Raw genomic sequence first — 19,283 nt, 5'->3', positions numbered from 1 at the left:
TTTTTTTGTTATTTACATCGATAATTGAAATATTAGAATCGATTTTGTCCCAAGACCATCTTCCAAAATCAAAATCGGAGGAAGCAGAAGTAACTAATTCAACAACAGCACCTTTTTCTCACTGTCATATGATGTATCATAAATCCCTCTTAGGTTCCACAACCATTGGTTCATACGGTTCAGGTATCGGTACTTGCGCAATTTACTTGTTTTTAGAACGCACCTAAAACGGGCATTTTATCGTCTAATTGGTGGGATATTTTTTAGCTTAAGTTTTGCTCATTACGAATTTTTTCTAGCAATGCATGGCAGCCTTCTGTAACCAGCTGATAGGTTTCCTCAAAATCTCCCGTGTAATATGGATCAGGGACATCTTTGTTATGTTCCGTTAAATCGAGCAGACGGATAATTTTCGGATGTTTCGGTTTACCGGTGATCTCGAAAATGTTCTTAACATTGCTCTCATCCATCCCGATGATATAGTCGAACGATTCAAAGTCTTTCTTTGTTAATTGACGCCCGACAAGTCCTTCCGCGGAAATATTGTATTTCTTTAAGATGGCAAGAGTTCCTTTATGCGGAGGAGAACCGATGTGCCAAGAACTTGTAGCAGCTGAATCAACGCTGACCTTACTAGACAAATTTTCCTTTTTCAGTAAGTCACGAAACACGCCCTCAGCCATTGGTGAACGGCAAATGTTTCCCAAACAGACAAATAATACATTAATCATGTTAAAAACTCCTTTTAATCTTTTAAACTACGTTTCGTCTTCCATAACGACCATTCTAAGCATTTTATCAAAGATTGTAAATTGAAATACAAAAAACAACATTAATAACGAAATCTATAACAGCCATGAAAATAGATGTGCGCTGTTATAAAGGGCAGGGACATATTTTGGTCATAATCTGTACATCTAAATAGTAAAAATGGTATAAGGATTGTTTTTTCCATATCCATGATTGGTAAAAATACTTCTGAATTTTACAAACTTAGATAATTAACTTATTAAGGAGGCGTGTTTGGTGAAATCGATTGGAATCTTGGGCGTAGGTCAAGCAGGTGGGAATATAGCTGAAATTGCATCAGCCTTGAATTTTCCGACAGCTCTCATTAATACGAATCAACGGGATGGTGTTGTAAACACCAGGGTAGAAAAAAAGTTTTTTGTTCCAGGATATAATGGTGCAGGTCAAGATCGTTCATTGGGATTACGGGCGCTTCAAGAAAACTATAAGGAAATTATTGATTTTGTTAACAGCTCCTTTAAAAACATTAAGCTCCTATTAGTCGCTTTTTCAACGGACGGTGGCACGGGGTCTGGGATGAGTCCAATGCTAATTGATCTGTTAATGGATCAACTGCCTGGTGTCAAGGTAGGGGCGATTGCAATTATACCTGAACGAAATGTATTAGCAGGAAATCGTATTAATACCGCAGAGTGTATCGAAGAACTTTCCAATATCGAAGGGATATCTTCTGTATTCCTTGTCGACAATGATCAAATGCGTAAACAGAAACCACAATCAAGTAAACACGAAATTTACCTATCTGCTAATCTTCAAGCCATAGAGGCGATAAACCATCTTCTGAAAATCACGAAGAAAAGCTCATTCTTTGGCAATTTTGATGAAACCGATTTAATGAATATCCTTGGATCCAGAGGTGTAACGATTATCTCTTCTGCTCCGATTACGGACGCAAAGAATACATCGGAAGTATCAAAGAAAGTCCAGGTTTCTTGGGAAAACTCGATTTTCTGTCCTGTTGAATCGCAAGGGGTAATCCGAGCTGGCTTGATCTATGAGGGACCTGAGAACATTTCAAAGCTGATAAATGTACCGTCCATCTTTGAAAGAGTGGGGGAACCTCTGCAATTATTTGAAGGAACGTACATCACAGAAACTGACCCAACGATCACAACGGTTCTTGCAGGATTATCCTTTCCAACGCGCCGGATGCTCTCGGTGGAAGAATCGATAGAAAAGAATAAAGAACGACTACAGAACCTAGTAAAAAAGGAAAATACCCAAAATTACGAATCTGGTATCCGTTGGGCATCTAACTTAAAACTGCTGAAACAGGACAGAAAGCCGGTATCTATCACTACTAAGTTAAATAAATATCAAAAGAAATAACCAGACTGAAAGGAAACACAGTAGGGAAGAGATATATCTTTAAATAAGGACTCTTTTCATAAACTTTGTTACTTTTCAAAAAAACCCTATATTTAAGGACAAAACTTTCTGAATAGGGATTTGTCCGCTAGACCCTGGATTAAAGACTAATCCTTCTAACAGGTCGTGCGATGTGACCTCAAGACCCTTTATAAACATTAATCTAAGCAATAACAACCAAAATAAAAGAAAGTTAGGCTGACTTATACTAGCCGTTTTATAACGACTATGCTAAGTCAGCCCATTTTAAATTATTTAAACGATATGTTGTTTACTTTTCATAGGTTAGGCCAAAATCAAACCCATATGCATTACCGTTCTTATCACGATATACATAGGAAGGATCTTCATCGTAACCGGGAACATCACCATTGTTATTATTAATTGCTTCTTGATCAGCAGGGATGGTGAATGGAAGTTTTCCTGTTGGAGCAAATTTGCCGCGAATCACATCGACTAACGCTTCTGCTTTCACTCCGAATACTGCTAAAGTAGCTGCCGCGTTTTCTTCAATCTCTCCAATTAACCATGGACTTGTCATATTGACGGTCAGGATGGTAGGAACTGCTTCTTCAATTTCTTTAATTCTTTCCACATTTATGCCTGTTTCTGCACCTAGAGCAACAGAAAGTGGAATGTCCGGACGATCAGGCACTGTGTTTGGAATGGCATAAACTAGTGCGTGAGTAGCATCCTCTAAGTTGTCAACTACTTGGATAGCTGGATCATACTGTGTTATCGATTTTTTCAAATCAGCAGTTCTAGTTTGTGCGCTGTTTCCGGAGGAGAATACCTCAATATATAATTTAATATCCTCGACTTTATTATCGTTCAGAGGTAATGTGTTATCATCATTACGCAGCAAGACAACGGATTTACGGTGTGCTTCATCTGCTTTTGCCTGTGAAGCTGGGTCATCGGCAATCTGTTGTGCTTGATTCGGATCAACATACGGATTTTCAAATAAACCTAATTCCATCATTTCGCTTAGAAGTCTTGATACCGCTTCGTCGATTCGCTTCTCGGTAATTAATCCATCCTTAACTGCTTTAATAAGGTCAGTAGGATCCGCTTCACCGGAAACAATATCTGTTCCTGCGTTAATAGCCTTCGCATAACGTTCAGGTTTTGTCAGATCTTCTACTCCCCAAGGCATAGAGTAGATTATGGACGTATCACTATTTACATATCCCTTGAATTTAAGCTCTTTGCGCAACAAATCTGTGATCAGCCTTTTATTGTAGGCAAAGCCCACTTCCTCAAACTCCTCACCTTTTTTCAACTGAGGCACGCTATGTTCATTACTTGGGTAGGCATAATAAGGCATGATTGATGTCGTTCCGGCTTCAATCGCTGCTTTAAAGGATGGAAGGTGGTACTTATATAAGCTGCCTTCCGTTGGATATGGATTGAACTTAGACCACTCATAATGTGGATCATGACCATCTTGACGAGCACCGCCGCCAGGGAAATGCTTTGTCGTTAGTGAAACGCTATGTGTACCAAGCTCATCACCTTGGAATCCTTTAACCACTGCATAAATCATTTCAGAAGCAAGGTCAGGGTGTTCTCCAAAAGTACCGTTGATACGATTCCATAGTGGATCTGTCACGACATCGGCCATGTACATGTAACCCTTACGAATTCCTGTAGAAGTCCATTCCTTCGCAGCAATTTCACCAAATTCTTTAACTAGGTCTGCATCTCGTGTAGCTGCAAGTCCTAGTTCACCTGGCCATAATGAAAACTGTCCGGATGCTTCGCTAAAACCAAATGCTAAATTTCCAGCATGATTTCGAGGATTTGATGTCATGACGACAGGTATTCCTAGTCTTGTATCCTCAGCAATTTTTTGTAGCTCATTGATCCATGAGGCTAAATCTTTAGCAGCAGGATTGTCCCGAATAATTAAGTAGCGTAAATTCCGTTCCTGAATTCCCTTTGTCGCAGCAGATGCTTCAACAATCGGCGGATTAAATTCATAGAATTGCTGACCAGGAACAGACCAGCGATTAGTACTAGTTAGTGTATCTTGCTCACATGTAATAAAGTCCCCCGTGTCCGGACAAGATCTGCTGTTTCCCATATAATGAGAAGAGATTAACATCATCCCGGCTTTTTCCTCAAGGGTCATCTGCTTAACAAGATCCTTTACACGTACATTTACTGGTAGGTCCCAGTTTTCATATTTGTCTAGTTTTCCATTATCATTTAAATCTTTGTACTCCTTACCATTTATGGTAAGAATATCCTTTGATGTTACACTAAGTTGAGGGACTGTTTTAACCTCTGCTTTGTTATCATTTCCACGGTCAGCCGAGGCATAAGGAATCACTAACGATGATAACATCAGTGCTCCCGCTGATAATACAGCTGCTTTTTTTATTTTTTTCAATAAACCCACCTTTTTTCCTCCCTCATTTTTATAATAGTCTTACATAATGGGCTGTGCGAAAGGTCATTAATTATGTTGATAGAACCTCCAAGGGGTAAATCAACAGGCCACATTCACACAGCAAAACAAAATAAATAGAATATTATGTTTTAGACAATCACCCCTATAATTTAAGTAAACGCTTTCTTTTCCAAATTAAGTGTACGAGAGGTAAGGACATACAAAGTAGCGATTTTATTTAGATAAATTTGTGATTTTTTAATATTCTGAAAAATAATAGATAATACCTATTACTTAATCACTACCAATGTAGAGTAGAAAATGCATTAAAAAGATGGAAAAATTCTCGGATTTGGCTGTTATTAGGTTAGAGGTGTTCATTACAAACAAAGTTATCGTTAATCAATAGTCAGTGAGAAGTTTTGCACATCCATGCAAAGAACAAACCTCTGTTGAAATTCCTATTAATAAAGAAATTTCAGCAGAGGTTGTTAGATAGATTAATATATTCCTTTTTCGGTTTAAATATAAAATTCCACAGAAACAGTCATAAAAAAGCATGTATTTTCTCGCAAATGTGGTATGATTATGCATGTAAATTTGGTATTCATTGTTGGATTCCACAAAAAATAGCAAAGAAGTGTTGTGTGATGAAATTAGAGCTGAAAATTAGGTATGGTACGGTTAGTTTGTTAGACAAATATTTTACTGGAGAATCAATAGACTACAAGAAAATATTCGCGATTATCATGCCAATATTTGTAGACCAGGCTTTTTTAATCCTAATGAGTTTATTAAATACAGCGATGATTAGTTCAGCTGGGGTTGCTGCGGTCAGTGCGGTGAGTATGGTTGATTCGTTAAATATATTTTTGGCAAATGTTTTTATTGCTGTGGCAACAGGAGGAACCGTTATGGTTGCACAATATAAAGGCAGTGGAAACGGAGCGATGGTGTCCAAAACAGCTACGCAAGCCATATCTGCAGTTACGATATTTGCAGTCCTTATTAGTATCCTTGTCATTATATTTCATATGCCTATCTTAAATATTCTTTTCGGGCAAGCTGAAGCAGAAGTGTTTCATAATGCAAAAATATATCTAATCGGCAGCTGTATTTCTTATCCGCTCATCGCCATATTTCAAGCTATTACTGGCTCTTTAAGAGGGGTTGGGAACACCAAACCCTGCTTGAAGTTATCCCTATTAATGAATTTAACTAATACGATTCTAAATGTTTTGCTTATTTTACTATTTAAAATGGGTATGGAAGGCCTCGTGATTTCCACTATTCTGGCAAGAACTTTAGGAACGGCAGCTTCATTAATTTATATTACAAGATACAATGAGACGTTCCATTTCAAAATAAAAAATGCATTGCGGATTGACTACGCTATTTTAAAAAAGGTCATGTTTATCGGTCTTCCTTTTGCAGCCGAACAAATCTTTTTCAATGGGGGTAAGCTGTTAACCCAAACATTTATTGTGCAATTAGGAACTCTAGCGTTGACAGCATTTGCAATTGCTAATTCTATTGCCATGTTATTTCAATTAGGGCCGAACTCTCTAGGCATTGCCAGTGTAACGGTTGTTGGTCAGTGTATCGGACGAAGGAACATAAGGGATGCAAGGAAGTTTACGAATTCGTTGATTGGATTTTCCGCCATCCTCTTTGTAATAGCAGCAGCTGTATTATTACCATTATTTCCGTTATTGATCAAAATGTTCAACGCGCCGGATGAAATTATCCCAACCATCTTTATAATGATTTTAATATCTGCGATTGCCCAACCAATCGTGTGGTCACAAAGCTTTATTATGCCATCCGCCTTACGGGCAGCAGGGGATTCCAACTTTACATCAATGGCCTCATTGGTGTCGATGTGGCTGCTGCGGGTAGTACTTGGGTATATTTTAGGAATTACCTTAGGATTTGGTATTATTGGTGTTTGGATGGCCATGATCGTCGAATGGGGCTCTAGGGCTATCATCTTTAACATGCGTTTCAAAGGGAAAAAATGGTACGCGCATAAGCTCGTGTAATTAACAAATTTTGATATATTTAGTTTTTGATAGAATAGTCTTCGTAAAAAAATAATTTTTGTTAATTTTTAAGAGCCTTAAGGTACAAATGGTGTTATGTCATTTGTGCCAGAAGAGTGGAAGGGTTATCTTGATTTTTAGGATTGGCGCTCTTTTTATTGAATTAATTAAGCTAAGCAGGTTGGATTGAGAAAGGATTCGAACTACGAAAAAAGACATTCTGTTACCAAGAATGTCTCAGGCTGTCGAGAAAATCTCGACAGCTATTATATTTTATAATCACTTAAACGATTCACCACGGTAATGTAACTTTAAATAACAGGACGGTGGATAGAATGTACAAGCCAAAAAGAGAAATTCAAAACGAAAGCTGAATTTGTTTTTATTGATGATTTAGTACCGCAAGATTACCTATTAAGGTAGGTGGACAAATATATAGATTTTTCTTTTATTGGTGAGAGGGTCCGTCCTTTTTATTCAGAAAATAACGGGCGTCCTTCGGACCCAACAAAAGGTTTATTCCCTGAATGGAAGTTTACATATGATAAAGAACGAGATTTGTATGTTTGTCCAAATGGTCAGTATTTACAATATCGTACAACTACAAGGGAATGATATTGGGAATATATGTCAGATCCTAAAAAGTGTGTCAACTGCCCACTCTTGCAGGAGTGTACAAAATCTCAAAATAAAACAAAAGTAGTTACCAGACATGTTTGGGAGGAACATAAGGAAAAGGTTCGATTTAACCGACTTTCAAAGTCAGGTAAAATACTATATAAATTTAGAAAAGAAAAAGTAGAGCGAAGCTTCGGTAACACTTGGTCACTCGCATTTCGCAATCCCCGTAACCTGCAATAGCGAAGCCCATGCAGTTCTTTTGAATCTGCGCCGCAGCATACCAAAACATGAAAAAGATTACCACGCACTTAGCCAGGTTGGAAAGAGTGTGTGGCAATCTCCAGGTTCATTCTCCCTGTTGATTGGAGCGGAAGGTGCGAAGACTCCTGCGGGAGTACGGGGCTGAGGAGGCTCCCCGGCACGCCCGCGGAAAGCGAAGCACCTGGAGCGGAAGTCAACAGGCCTTTGGGCAGGCAGAAAAATAAAAATTGCCGAGAGAGATACCTTTCTCGACAATATGAGACATTCTTTCACCATGAATGTCTTTTATTAATTTAATATTGTTTATTAAATTTTTCTTTTTTTACAATATCCTTAACAGTATGTTAAAAGGTTATATTTCCTAGCAAATAACAAAGTAGTTTAAGAATATAATTAGTAGGCGATACCCACACGTGATTTTAGATAATCACTACTTTTTATCTGGCTAAATGTAAATTCTGCTGTATCCAGCACGGAAATTTCAACCCCACCCTCCGGTAAAAAATTACGTTCTTCACGATAATTACCTACACTCTTACCATCTGGTAAATAGGTAGGGCAGACAATAGTCCATTCGAGTGTGGATTGTTTAAGCATATTGTAAACTTTATGATGTTCTTTCGCTGCGCGGACTGATTTGCGCTTTGATTCACTTGACTGATAACGAAGTGTATTTGGGCTTGTTCTACTTTGAAGAATGCCTGCAGTGCCTATGGTTATGATTCGTTTTATACTTGCGTTTTCCATTGCATCAATTATTAATGGCATACTGTCAGATAAAGTGGTAGTCCCATCAGTATTTAATGCACTAATAACTACATCAACCTCACGCATGGCACGGACAATATCATCTTTATTTAAAACATTACCTTGAAGAATAGTTAAATTAACACTATTTATTTGAATTTTCTCAGGAGAGCGGACTAATGCAGTTACATGATGTCGGTCACGAAGAGCAAAAGTTACTAATTGATATCCAACTCGTCCAGTTGCACCTAAAATTAGAATATTGATGTTTACGAACCCCCTTATACGATACAATATTACCCTACACTTAAAAGTAATTATATCGTCTTCTTCAACAAATGTATCCTGTTTTTGTCATTGAGTTAAATTACGAAATTTAGCGGTGCTGAAACGGATGTTTTTACTTTTGGGAGAGGAGTATATCATCTTCATTCTTAACGCCAACGTTAGCTGCAAAAATAACCGCATCGGCTTTTCATAATTGCTCAGCAGTATTCCGAATCTCAATGCCTTTTGCCCCTTGCTTCTGGAACATACAAATCTTGATAGCGGTTTATTTAAATCAAATCTTATCAAAAAAAATTATAGACACATTAAACGTTTAAGTGCATACAGCTCTGTCAAACCTAATATAAGAATTAAATAGACAGGTTATATAAAGGAGTCAGAAAGTCACATGAAGTTGTCTAAAGTTCAAATATTCTGGATGCTGACTACACATGCACTTGGTGTAGCTATAATGCTCATATTAAGACAAACCATTGATATTTCTAGGCAAGACGCTTGGTTATCTGTTTTAATTGGGGGAGGATTAAGCATATTCATTGTTTTCATTGCAGTAAAACTCAGCCAGATGTTTCCCAATCAATCCTTTATTGAATATATTCAAGAAATTCTAGGAAATAAGATTGGTAGGGTAATTCTTTTAATTTATTTTGCTCAATGGTATTCGGTAATCGGTTTAATCTTACGCGAATTTTCAGAACTAATGAAATTAACCATGCCTAGGACTCCTACTTGGGTTATTATATTAGGTATGCTTTTAATTGTGCTATGCTACCTATCAAGGAATAGAAGTCATTGGTCGATGTAGAGAATTTATTGGTCCTATTATTATTTTCATTGTTTTAATTACATTATTTTTAAATCTAAATAATGTTGACTTCTATAAATTGACACCTATAATTTCAGAGACAGGGCTGTTATCTATCATAAAGGGAGCTGTTCCGACTGCTGGTTTTATTGGCCAAAACGCAATCATCATGATGCTAATTGTGTTTATGAAAAAGCCAAAGGAAAGTTTATTTCCCGCCTTATGGGGAACGGCTTTACCTGCTATCATGGTTTCGCTTGCTACCCTTACTGTTATTGCTACATTCGGTCCAAATTTACCTGCACATATGTGGTATCCTTATTTCCGGTTAATCAGAGTTATCTCTGTAGCAGATTTTATCCAAAATGTTGATATTATTTTTATTGTTGTGTGGTTGACAAGTGTTTTCATGCGGTTAGCAATATTTTTCTTTGTGGCAAGCTACGGCTCGGCACAATTCTTAAAAATAAAAGACTGGAAGAAAATGATTTTTATTAATGCACCCATTGTTTATATCATCAGCTTATTGCCTCGTAGTATTGTTAAGTCGGACATTCTATATCCTGTTTTTATTACACAAAGAATTACTATGCCTGTCCTTTTGTTTGGAATCCCATTACTTTTGCTGATAATTGCTAGGATACGTAAGAGAAAACGAATTGACAAACAAGGCTAATGGGGGATTAATTGATGATTTTTACTTTGTCGGACTTTGTACCCGTTAATCTTATCTTGCTAGTGACATGAATAGACACTTCAATCTCCTTAAAATGTTTACTCCAATCTTTTTTTATTTTTTTCCATTCATTGTTATCGTAACGTCGAAATGCTTCCCCAAATTGTAAGGGATCTGTTCCTAACTTTTGAGATTTTTGAATGGTCATTTGAATTTGATTCTTAATTTCTTTTTCCTGCATTTTTTCTAATTCCTTAAGCACCTGTTGGCTTTCAAGGTTGACGTTTTCACAATTTACTTCTGCTATTGTAGAATCTGCTGTAATATCCAAATCAATGGATAAATGCTTCCCACTCTTAATGAAGGGTTCGATTGAATGTTTTGTTTCTGTAACTTTAAAATTAATCGATCCCTTTTCTTTACCTGGACAGTTTATACCCACTTTTGCTTCTTTTATTTCATTTAGAATCCACATTAACCCAATGCTTTCTTTATTATCGAGATAGCCAACAAGTTTATCCTTACTAAAAAGAGCCGTACCATTTAACTTAATTTTATTTTGCGGTTTACTTTCCGATACTTCTAACATAGTTGCAGTTGCACAAGTGGGTCCACTTTCATACTCACTTATAAAATCTTCCCATTTTATTACTTTTACCAAGGATTCACGTTTAAATTGTTTGATCATATTTTTTATTCCAATTGCTTGAAATTTTTGAAGGTCAATTTCGGTTTCAAGTATTTCTTTCGCAGATCCATTTGTAACAATCATCCATGAAGTTCTACGAAATAATGGCTCTCTCTCAAAATAATCAAGCACATTTTCTAATCCATGCCTGGCCATTTTATCACCAAAGACAACTACGTAGTTATGAGATAAAAAGATTTTACGCGATGATTCCTTGGAAAAGTTTTTGACGGCGTCGTAGACTGTTTTTCCTTTTACAGTGAATAAGACAAATGGCTTTCCATTGGCTTCTCCAGATTTTATAGTGGATGATGGATTAACAATTTGAACAGTAATTTGAATAGGATTTTCCCCTGGTACCCTGTCTACGCCAATTCCAATTACAATGGCCAAATCATCAACTTCATTTTGGTCCCAACACCCTGTTAAAAATATTGTCATGTTAAATACTAATAGGTAAAATAAACCTTTCTTTTTCATGGGACCTCCTAATTAATATACAGGTTTAAAAAGAAGTTATTTAGATGGACCAGGTTTCGACGTTTTTTCCCTTTGGAGATTCTCGGAACTGATTAACTCAGGTCTATTTTTCATGTTCCACCATGGAGCACGAAAAATCGTATCTTTGATCCCACTCCAATTAAATGGAGCAATTGGAGTTAGGTATGGGACACCAAATGAATGTAGAGAACATACATGGATTAGGATCGCAACTAGCCCCAGCATAATACCGTAAAATCCTAGGACACCAGATATTATCATTAAAGGAAAACGGAGCATTCTTATACTAATGGCAATATTAAATGCTGGAATAGCAAAGGAAGCAATGGCGGTAAGCGAGACCACGATTACCATCGGCGGGGAAACGATTCCAGCAGACACTGCAGCTTCTCCAATTACTAAAGCACCGACGATACTTACTGTTTGTCCAACCGGCTTTGGCAACCGGACACCAGCTTCCCGGAGAGCCTCAAATGTTATCTCCATAAGAATCGCCTCTATAAATGAAGGGAATGGTACCCCCTCATGAGCACCTGCAACACTGATAAGGAGGGGAGTGGGCAGCATCTCTTGATGATATGTGGTAATTGCGATATAAGCAGATGGTAGTACTAACGCGACCACAAAAACGAAATAACGTACAGTCCTTACAGCAAAAGAAAATATGTACCGCTCGTAGTAGTCTTCACTAGATTGGAGAAATTGAATAAAAACGGTTGGTACCATCAAAACAAAAGGACTTCCGTCAACTAAAATAACAACCCGGCCTTCTAACAATTCCGCTGCCGCCTTATCGGGCCGCTCCGTATGGGCTATTTGCGGGAAAGGGGAGTAAGGATTGTCTTCAATTAATTCTTCAACATACGCACTGTCAAGGATGGAATCAATATTAATCTTTTTTATTCTATGTCTTACTTCTTTAATAACGTCCTCATTAGCAACACCATCTATATAAGCTACAACGATATTGGTCTTAGTTTTTGTACCGGCAATGAATTTCTCCATTTTTAATTCGGGAGTTTTAATAATTCTTCTCACAAGAGATGTATTTGTTCTAAGATTCTCAGTAAACCCTTGTCTTGGCCCCCTAACAACAGATTCTGTAGCAGGTTCAGACACAGGGCGTACTTCGCCTCCCTTAGTACTAGCGAATAGGCATACTGCGGTACCATCTAAAAGGATGACAGTTTCTCCATTCAATATTTCATCGATTACTTTTTCAATATCCGATGATTCTTTAATATTTGCGATACTTATTAGACTATATTTAATTTGGGAAAGTCTTTCACCTGAATTTAATACTCCATTTGTCTGTAGCAAATGAAACTTGTGTAATAATGAACTCATGATGTTGTCGTGAATGGTGTTTTTATCTGTAATTCCGTCAATATGAACAATTTGTGCATGAATTTTTTCTTAGTTTTCTAAAACTATTTCCCTGAAAACAATATCACTGCAATTATGAAAAATTTTTTTTAGCAAAATGATATTGTCTGATAAATTAGTTGTTAATGGTTCTTTTATTTTAATTTGATTGTTAGATGATAGTGATTTTTGACTTTTATGATTTGTTTTTTTGATTAACCGGCGTAATCTATTATTTTCCATAAGAGTATATCTCCTTTGCCAGTCATTAGCATGTTTTAGAATCACCTATATTTTAAGAAAATATGCAAAAATAACCATAGGTAAAAGTAATGATATAAATAGAAATTATCACATTGAATAATATCTTTTTAATCTTTATACTTTATCTAATGTTTTAGCTAATTAATACAAAAAGCGGGAATAACCTTTTACAATAAATTTTATTAACATAAACCATATTATTTAGAATGAGGTTGATTGGATGGAATTCAGACAACTTGAATATTTTATGGCTGTATGTGAAGAGTTACATTTCACACGTGCAGCAGAAAAACTCGGAATTACTCAACCTACACTTAGTCATCAAATAAAAGCCTTAGAAGATGAAATAGGAATGCCGCTATTTGATCGTGTTGGAAAGAAAATTGCTATTACAGAAGCAGGATTACTTTTGCAGGAGCAAGGCACCAAAATTTTCGGCAACTTAAAAAGTGTTACAGAAAAAATAAGAGAACTTCAAAAAATGAAGAGGGGGAAGCTATCTATTGGAGCGCTGCCAGGTGAAATAAATCATTTGGTTTCATTACAATTGCTGAATTTTCATGATAAGTTTCCTGATATTCAAATAAAACTTGTCGGACTAGAAGACCTTTATGAACGTGTGTTAAAAAATGAACTTGATTTAGCCGTAACAATTATACCCGTTCAGTCTGATGATCGAGTAACTGTTATACCCTTATATAAAGAAAAATTCTTCTTAGTTATCCCTGAAAATCATATTTTAGCAAGTAAGGACGAAATTAAATTTGAAGAAATTCATGACCTGCCTATTATTATGTTTCCACAAAACCATCAGTGCAGAAAATTGGTAGATATTTCATGCAGCTCTATTGGGCTTAAAATACAGCCCAAAATAGAAACAAATACATTTGAATCCATCATCAGCTTAGTTAGAGCAGGGGCAGGAGCAACCATATTATCAAAAACGATACTTAGTCTTAATGATACTTCACGTTTAAAAGTGATTAATATTGTAAATCCAACGATATGCAGGCAGGTTGGTATTGTTGTTCATAAAGATAAATACATTGGGTATGCAGCCCGTCAGTTTATTGATTTATTAACCGATTATGTTAAAAATCTAAATTTGGAAGAACCCATAAATTGTGATGCAATATGATCATGCATAATTTAGATTTTCAGCAGACAAAAACCTCAAGGGGTAACAGTTATAGGCATGTCCTCCAACTGTTTATCTCTTGAGGTTTTTTTATGACTAATAAAAAAAGGATACTAAACGATAGATGATTTCTATCGTTTATATAGAAAATATAATATTGTTCTATTATTATTCTGGATTTATAATTCAGTTACATATAAGAAAACATCAATGGGGAATGATAAATTAATGGTCTTTTCCCAGGTTTTCCAAATGAAAATATAACTTTAGGAGAGATGGGTAAAATGGGTGTAAGTCATATTATGGATGGAACAATAGCTAAGAGCAAACAAAGTCCTCTTCAATTCTTGCCTGTAAACTTATTTGGTTCCGTAATGGGAATATCAGGGCTCGCCCTGGCGTGGAGATGGTCTCATGAACTATTCGGAACTTATTCGTTTATTGGTGAGTTGATAGGGGCATTGGCAATAATCATTTTTATTATTTTAAGTACTTCATATTTAATAAAATTTTTTATGTATCCACAAAAAGTTAAAGATGAATTTAACAATCCGATTGTCGGAAATTTCTTTGGAACGATCACCATCGCGATCCTATTACTGTCTTCCGTTATAGCGCCTTATAGTAAAGCACTTTCTGAAATTGTATGGGTTATTGGCACAGTACTTACAATCGTTTTGGCTTTTATTATCGTTCATCGCTTAATAAATCAAAAACAAGAAATACTTCATGCAACTCCTGCATGGCTAATTCCTGGTGTGGGTACGCTTGATATAGCTGTTGCTGGTGGTACCATGCCTTTTGCATGGAGCGAAGAAATCAATCTTTTTGGCTTTGCAGTAGGAAGTATCTTAGCGCTTGTGTTTTTCACATTAATTTTTTCACGCTTAATGCATCACGATCCTATGCCGGAAAAATTAACACCTTCATTAATGGTTTTAATTGCGCCATTTGGAGTGGGGTTCTTGGCATACACAAACATTATAAAAGATGTTGATATGTTTGCCTCCATATTATTTTACTTTGGATTATTTTTAGGGATTGTTCTTTTTGGAAAAGTATTTAAAAAAGGGTTACCGTTTGGTGCATCTTGGTGGGCCGTAAGCTTTCCAATGGCAGCAGTTGTTAATGCAGCTTTTAAATATGCAGCATATGTGAATATATGGCCATTAAAAGCAATAGCTGCAATTTCTTTAATCATTCTAACTATAGTACTAGGAGTTATATTTGTTCGTACGTTAATATTCCTTTTCAAAGGTGAACTTCTAAAAGCATAACATTTGTAACGGGTAATACTTTCCCGTTTCTAATATCAATAAAAACAAGGAATGAGGGATAACATGAAATTTTCAAACTTACTCTTTAAGTTATTAATGTTGTTAGCTGCTTCGTTACTGGGTTTGACAGCGACAATCGTTAATTATTTATACAAAGATGGTTTCAGGATTCAGGATTTAACGAACGTTCAATACGGTTTTGCCGTCATAATCATTTGGCTGATAGTTCTTCCTACAATTCGGAATCAAAAGGTGCCTCGCGGGAAAACCCTGTGTTTCTTAGCAGGAACAGCAGTCAGTGGTGCCTGCGCGATATACTTCTATTTTCAATCATTAACCATGTTACCTGTTTCTTTAAGTATAATTCTTTTATTTCAATTTTCATGGATTATCACTTTAATAGATATTATTGTTAAAAAGAAGATCCCAGGCTTTGAAAAAGTGGCAGGTATGATAATGATTCTTTTTGGAACATTTTTCGCTGTGGGGTTAACTAGTGTGAATTTAATAAATATCCCTGTTAGTGGTGTCGCGTTAGGTTTATTAGCTGCACTTTGTTTCGCAGTAAGCTTATATCTACCTGAATATATTAACAATGATTCTTCTGTTGCTTTTCGATCTGCAATCACGATAACCATATCAGCAGTGGTGATACACATCCTTTATCCCCCAACGTATCTCACTTCTGGGGTACTATTTAAAGATGGATTTCTTTGGTGGGGAATTTTGATGGCGTTGATTGGTCAAGTTATCCCTTTATTATTTATGTTAATCTCCATACCACGGATAGGGGGACGAATGGCAGGAATATTAGGTTCCATTGAACTTCCGGCTACGATATTTTTTGCTCTAATCATTTTAAAAGAAGAAATTACGTGGATACGTATACTAGGAGTTTTATTGATTTTAATAGGAATTTTTATGAGTGAAGCGATGAATGAAAGGAATGAACTGGTGTTAGAGGGTTAAACCCTGGCTCGTATATACTAGGTATTCACTATTGGTCATCTTCACCGAAAGGGTTAGTTAAATCGAAAAATCTAAACTTTGAAATTACGAGGGGAATAAATGAAAGCTGAGAAACTTCCATATGAACACTATTTATCTCTACAATTGTACGAGTTTATATCCAAAGACTATAAAGCTCTTTTGGAATGTTCTGCAAAAGAAATAAGAGGATATGATTTATCTGGTACCGAGTTTTCTATATTGGAATTGTTTTATCATAAGAAAAAGGTGCGAATTGAGGAAATTGGTAAGGAAATTCTGATAACTAGTAGAGACATAATGGTTTACATTAATCAATTAGAAAAAAAAGGATACATTAATCGTGTTCCATCAAAAGGTGTAAATTATGCACATATTACGAAAAAAGGTACAGAGTTGATTGATAATATTTTCCCTATACACAGTAAAGCAATCGATAGAGCTATGCATGGACTTACAAACGAAGAAAAGAAAATAGCTATTACTTTAATAAAAAAATTTAGTGTCGACGCTTCAAAAGACTTGTAATTTTGAGGACATCAGTGATTTTTAGTAGGAGAGGATGGTTTTTTTTGAAAAGATATTTATGGATTCTTGTATTTTTTTATTTCATAATTCTTGTTTCTTGCAGCCCAGGTCCTGATACCAGTTCATCTAAAAGTAATGAAGAACCCAACCATCAAGAAGATATAATATCTGACCCTCCAACAAAGGATGAAAGTAAACCATCAGAATCTTTTCCAAAACAAATAAGAGATTTAGCTTTGAATGGAAAAGGTCTTAATTCCGAATTTACATTGAAAACTAACATCCAAAGAATTTATGAAAATTGGGGCAATCCTGATTATAAAGATAAGTATAACGAGAATTTTTATGTAACGTATGAACAACGGGGTATTACATTTGGTTTTTATGAAAACGGGGAAATCTTTGATATTCGTTCATACGATGACAAACTACAGTCATTAACCTATGATGAAATTAGTGCAGCACTTGGAGAACCGACCGATACAAGGAGCGTAAATGACGAATCTATTTATGTGTATAAACTGAATGAAGAAATGGAGCTAAAATTTATTATCCCTAATAAATCAGGCAGAGTAGATCATACCTCGGTATTCCTTACTGAAAAAATTGACGATACATCAAACATTAATAAGGACTATATTTTAGAAATCAAAGGAACATCCAATAATTTGTCAGAAAAAGCATGGACGAATATGTTGAAGTCACGTGCAGAAATGCTTGCTTTGGCTAAAAGTTACCCTAAGAACATATTTTTAAATGGATCTAACCAGAAAAAAGTGGCCCTTACTTTTGATGATGGACCAGATAAAACGGTGACACCTGCAATATTGAATATATTAGCTCGATATAACGTAAAAGGTAATTTCTTTTTTGTCGGTGAGAAGGTTCGTCTTTATCCAGAAATCGTTAAAACGGCATATGACGATGGCAATTTAGTATTAAGCCACAGTTATTATCATAATGACCTTAGTAAGCGTGGTAAGGATGATATAACAAGAGATCTTGTAATGACAAACGATGCGATTCAAGATGTTATTGGGAAAAGTCCAGCAATGTTTAGGCCTCCATATGGAGCAACAAATAATTTTGTCCTTTCATCTGCACAAGAAAATAATTTGAAAATCGTCCTATGGTCCATAGACACTCTTGATTGGTCTCAAAAGGAAAGTGCTCATATTAAAGATAATGTCCTTAATAATGTCCGAAATGGAGATATTATTTTAATGCATTCTGATGAAGATAAAACCGAAACTGAAAAGGCATTGCCTTTGATCATAGAAGGACTTAAAAATAAGGGTTTTCAAATGGTTACGCTAGACATTTTAATTAATGAAGCGGCTTATAAATAAAAAAGACTTGAATGAAACCGCGTATTTTCTGTTTGAAACTAGTAATGGGATAGACCGGTGGTAATATCCCGTGACAATGCTTATGCAGAACAAATTAAAACAATGTTAATAGCAAATGATATTAAAATTTTGACACCACAAGGAGCAATTGATCTCACTTAAGAAAGTAATGAAATGTTATATTCATTCCAGGCAATGCTAGCAAATTTTGAATATAAGCAAATAAAAAAACGTTTAAGTCGAGGTCGATTAGCAGCTGCAGAACAGGGAAAATGGACCAACAGTAATAAGGCACCCTTGGGATATAAAAAGGACACTTATTATAAAGACTTAGACTTAGGTATAGCAGAGCGAGAGTTGCATTTTCTTATGGAGCTATATGAAATTTATGAGAGAGAATTTGAACTTTTAAAAACTGAATTACCGCGTAAATTTTTATCCTTTTAGATCGTGTTTATGCTTACTATCATAATCTTCCTAATCAGAGGGATTACAACTATGATCAATTTTATAATGATATGTTCTTAGGAAGTATATCAGTTTGTAGGAATACGGGAAATTTTACACAAATGAGTCGATTAATATATTTATTTAACCAAGGAATTAAGTTACAAACAAAGAACAAGTGGAAGCGTTTTTAGTTAAGCGCTTCCGATATGTGTACCGGATTTGGTGAAAAACCAGAACGACTTTGGTATATTTATATAATATTGCAAATAGTCTTTTTATTTATCAATTTCCCCTTTAAATGGAGACCTCTAGAATATAAAGGTTTGGATTCTGAGTTAGGTACATTTAACAAAATTGTTTCAACTTTTTATTTTAATAGCACGACAATGCTAACAAGTGTGTATGGCGATATCTCTCCTATGAATAGTGTTACAAGGCTTGTAGTAGTATTACAACAGGTTCTAGGCTTTGTCATTTCTGGAAGCTTTATCGCGTTATTTCTAAGAAAAATTTTTAGGTTTTAAATTCATTAAAGGGCTAACAAACTAAAATACATTTTTTGTTAATTAAGGTCTATTTAAACCCTTAAAATATTTGGGATTCGGATGGTGGCAAAATCAACTCGCCACCAACATCGTGTGGACATTTACATAATTAGCATTGACAAAAAAGGTGAAAAACTCTTTAGTTACAACATGTGTGGCGGAATTGGCAGACGCGCAC

General features: G+C 35.7%; 16 protein-coding genes and 2 pseudogenes. 12 read left to right on the top strand and 6 right to left on the bottom strand.

All coding sequences use genetic code 11. The annotated features are described in order from the left end of the window. The first annotated feature begins 5 nt into the window (after positions 1-5). On the top strand, positions 6-227 hold the full coding sequence (locus QFZ31_RS33775) for a DUF3231 family protein (protein ID WP_373459827.1): 222 nt from the start codon (positions 6-8) through the stop codon (positions 225-227). Between the two features lie 36 nt (positions 228-263). Here QFZ31_RS33775 and QFZ31_RS05385 read toward each other — a convergent pair whose 3' ends face one another. Further along, a complete protein-coding gene (locus tag QFZ31_RS05385) occupies positions 264-731 on the bottom strand; it encodes a low molecular weight protein-tyrosine-phosphatase (RefSeq protein ID WP_307301519.1) in 468 nt (155 codons plus the stop codon). A 295-nt stretch (positions 732-1,026) separates the two neighbouring features. On the opposite strand from QFZ31_RS05385, the gene QFZ31_RS05380 reads away from it, so the two are divergent. Further along, positions 1,027-2,139: a tubulin-like doman-containing protein gene (locus QFZ31_RS05380; protein WP_307301517.1), complete on the top strand. Its 1,113-nt coding sequence runs from the start codon at positions 1,027-1,029 to the stop codon at positions 2,137-2,139. A gap of 310 nt (positions 2,140-2,449) precedes the next feature. Here QFZ31_RS05380 and QFZ31_RS05375 read toward each other — a convergent pair whose 3' ends face one another. Continuing rightward, a complete protein-coding gene (locus QFZ31_RS05375) occupies positions 2,450-4,582 on the bottom strand; it encodes a glycoside hydrolase family 3 protein (protein WP_307301515.1) in 2,133 nt (710 codons plus the stop codon). Between the two features lie 641 nt (positions 4,583-5,223). Here QFZ31_RS05375 and QFZ31_RS05370 point away from each other — a divergent pair. Next, entirely contained in the window at positions 5,224-6,615 is a 1,392-nt protein-coding gene (locus QFZ31_RS05370; protein ID WP_307301513.1) for an MATE family efflux transporter, read from the top strand. A gap of 504 nt (positions 6,616-7,119) precedes the next feature. Continuing rightward, positions 7,120-7,446: pseudogene (locus QFZ31_RS05365) on the top strand (transposase); the annotation flags it as partial. Positions 7,447-7,890: 444 nt separating this feature from the next. On the opposite strand, the gene QFZ31_RS05360 reads toward QFZ31_RS05365, so the two are convergent. Continuing rightward, positions 7,891-8,511, bottom strand: a complete 621-nt coding sequence (locus tag QFZ31_RS05360) for an NAD(P)-dependent oxidoreductase (protein ID WP_307311390.1) — start codon at positions 8,509-8,511, stop codon at positions 7,891-7,893. 409 nt (positions 8,512-8,920) lie between these two features. Between QFZ31_RS05360 and QFZ31_RS05350 the strand changes: the two are divergent. Continuing rightward, a pseudogene (locus QFZ31_RS05350) lies at positions 8,921-10,013 on the top strand (GerAB/ArcD/ProY family transporter). 7 nt (positions 10,014-10,020) lie between these two features. Here QFZ31_RS05350 and QFZ31_RS05345 read toward each other — a convergent pair. Genes QFZ31_RS05345 through QFZ31_RS05335 form a run of 3 tightly spaced genes read right to left on the bottom strand, consistent with a single transcriptional unit; the run spans position 10,021 to position 12,810 of the window. Beyond that, positions 10,021-11,181 carry a Ger(x)C family spore germination protein gene (locus QFZ31_RS05345; RefSeq protein ID WP_307301507.1) on the bottom strand — a complete coding sequence of 387 codons (1,161 nt, stop codon included), beginning with the start codon at positions 11,179-11,181 and terminating at the stop codon, positions 10,021-10,023. Between the two features lie 36 nt (positions 11,182-11,217). Continuing rightward, complete coding sequence (locus tag QFZ31_RS05340) at positions 11,218-12,600, bottom strand: spore germination protein (protein ID WP_307311388.1); 1,383 nt, start codon at positions 12,598-12,600, stop codon at positions 11,218-11,220. Between the two features lie 18 nt (positions 12,601-12,618). Continuing rightward, the gene (locus tag QFZ31_RS05335; RefSeq protein WP_307301505.1) at positions 12,619-12,810 is read right to left on the bottom strand and encodes a hypothetical protein; all 192 of its coding nucleotides are present in this window, start codon (positions 12,808-12,810) and stop codon (positions 12,619-12,621) included. A 241-nt stretch (positions 12,811-13,051) separates the two neighbouring features. Between QFZ31_RS05335 and QFZ31_RS05330 the strand changes: the two genes are divergently transcribed. The 7 genes from QFZ31_RS05330 (at position 13,052) to QFZ31_RS33770 (ending at position 19,084) form a co-directional block, all read left to right on the top strand. Next, the gene (locus QFZ31_RS05330) at positions 13,052-13,969 is read left to right on the top strand and encodes a LysR family transcriptional regulator (protein ID WP_307301503.1); all 918 of its coding nucleotides are present in this window, start codon (positions 13,052-13,054) and stop codon (positions 13,967-13,969) included. 284 nt (positions 13,970-14,253) lie between these two features. After that, positions 14,254-15,246: an SLAC1 anion channel family protein gene (locus tag QFZ31_RS05325; RefSeq protein WP_307301501.1), complete on the top strand. Its 993-nt coding sequence runs from the start codon at positions 14,254-14,256 to the stop codon at positions 15,244-15,246. Positions 15,247-15,309: 63 nt separating this feature from the next. Next, complete coding sequence (locus tag QFZ31_RS05320; RefSeq protein WP_307301499.1) at positions 15,310-16,215, top strand: EamA family transporter; 906 nt, start codon at positions 15,310-15,312, stop codon at positions 16,213-16,215. Positions 16,216-16,314: 99 nt separating this feature from the next. Next, the gene (locus QFZ31_RS05315; RefSeq protein WP_307301497.1) at positions 16,315-16,761 is read left to right on the top strand and encodes a MarR family winged helix-turn-helix transcriptional regulator; all 447 of its coding nucleotides are present in this window, start codon (positions 16,315-16,317) and stop codon (positions 16,759-16,761) included. Positions 16,762-16,805: 44 nt separating this feature from the next. Further along, a complete protein-coding gene (locus QFZ31_RS05310) occupies positions 16,806-18,110 on the top strand; it encodes a polysaccharide deacetylase family protein (RefSeq protein WP_307301495.1) in 1,305 nt (434 codons plus the stop codon). A gap of 174 nt (positions 18,111-18,284) precedes the next feature. After that, positions 18,285-18,557: a hypothetical protein gene (locus tag QFZ31_RS05305; protein ID WP_307301493.1), complete on the top strand. Its 273-nt coding sequence runs from the start codon at positions 18,285-18,287 to the stop codon at positions 18,555-18,557. Positions 18,558-18,766: 209 nt separating this feature from the next. Then, positions 18,767-19,084 (top strand): ion channel, encoded by a 318-nt coding sequence (locus QFZ31_RS33770; RefSeq protein ID WP_373459825.1) that lies wholly within the window; start codon positions 18,767-18,769, stop codon positions 19,082-19,084. Positions 19,085-19,283: the final 199 nt, after the last annotated feature.

The sequence above is a fragment of the Neobacillus niacini genome, from assembly GCF_030817595.1.
GTDB classification, from domain to species: domain Bacteria; phylum Bacillota; class Bacilli; order Bacillales; family Cytobacillaceae; genus Neobacillus; species Neobacillus niacini_G.
The sequence above is the reverse complement of the archived record's forward strand: the minus strand, read 5'-3'. Positions and strand labels throughout refer to the sequence as shown.

Excerpts from the sequence above, each read along its gene's own strand:
- QFZ31_RS33770 (WP_373459825.1), top strand. The coding sequence starts at position 18,767 with ATGTGTACCGGATTTGGTGAAAAACCAGAACGACTTTGGTATATTTAT.
- QFZ31_RS05330 (WP_307301503.1), top strand. The coding sequence starts at position 13,052 with ATGGAATTCAGACAACTTGAATATTTTATGGCTGTATGTGAAGAGTTA.
- QFZ31_RS05385 (WP_307301519.1), bottom strand. The coding sequence starts at position 731 with ATGATTAATGTATTATTTGTCTGTTTGGGAAACATTTGCCGTTCACCA.
- QFZ31_RS05305 (WP_307301493.1), top strand. The coding sequence starts at position 18,285 with ATGTTATATTCATTCCAGGCAATGCTAGCAAATTTTGAATATAAGCAA.
- QFZ31_RS05320 (WP_307301499.1), top strand. The coding sequence starts at position 15,310 with ATGAAATTTTCAAACTTACTCTTTAAGTTATTAATGTTGTTAGCTGCT.
- QFZ31_RS05315 (WP_307301497.1), top strand. The coding sequence starts at position 16,315 with ATGAAAGCTGAGAAACTTCCATATGAACACTATTTATCTCTACAATTG.
- QFZ31_RS05335 (WP_307301505.1), bottom strand. The coding sequence starts at position 12,810 with ATGGAAAATAATAGATTACGCCGGTTAATCAAAAAAACAAATCATAAA.
- QFZ31_RS05345 (WP_307301507.1), bottom strand. The coding sequence starts at position 11,181 with ATGAAAAAGAAAGGTTTATTTTACCTATTAGTATTTAACATGACAATA.
- QFZ31_RS05325 (WP_307301501.1), top strand. The coding sequence starts at position 14,254 with ATGGGTGTAAGTCATATTATGGATGGAACAATAGCTAAGAGCAAACAA.
- QFZ31_RS05370 (WP_307301513.1), top strand. The coding sequence starts at position 5,224 with ATGAAATTAGAGCTGAAAATTAGGTATGGTACGGTTAGTTTGTTAGAC.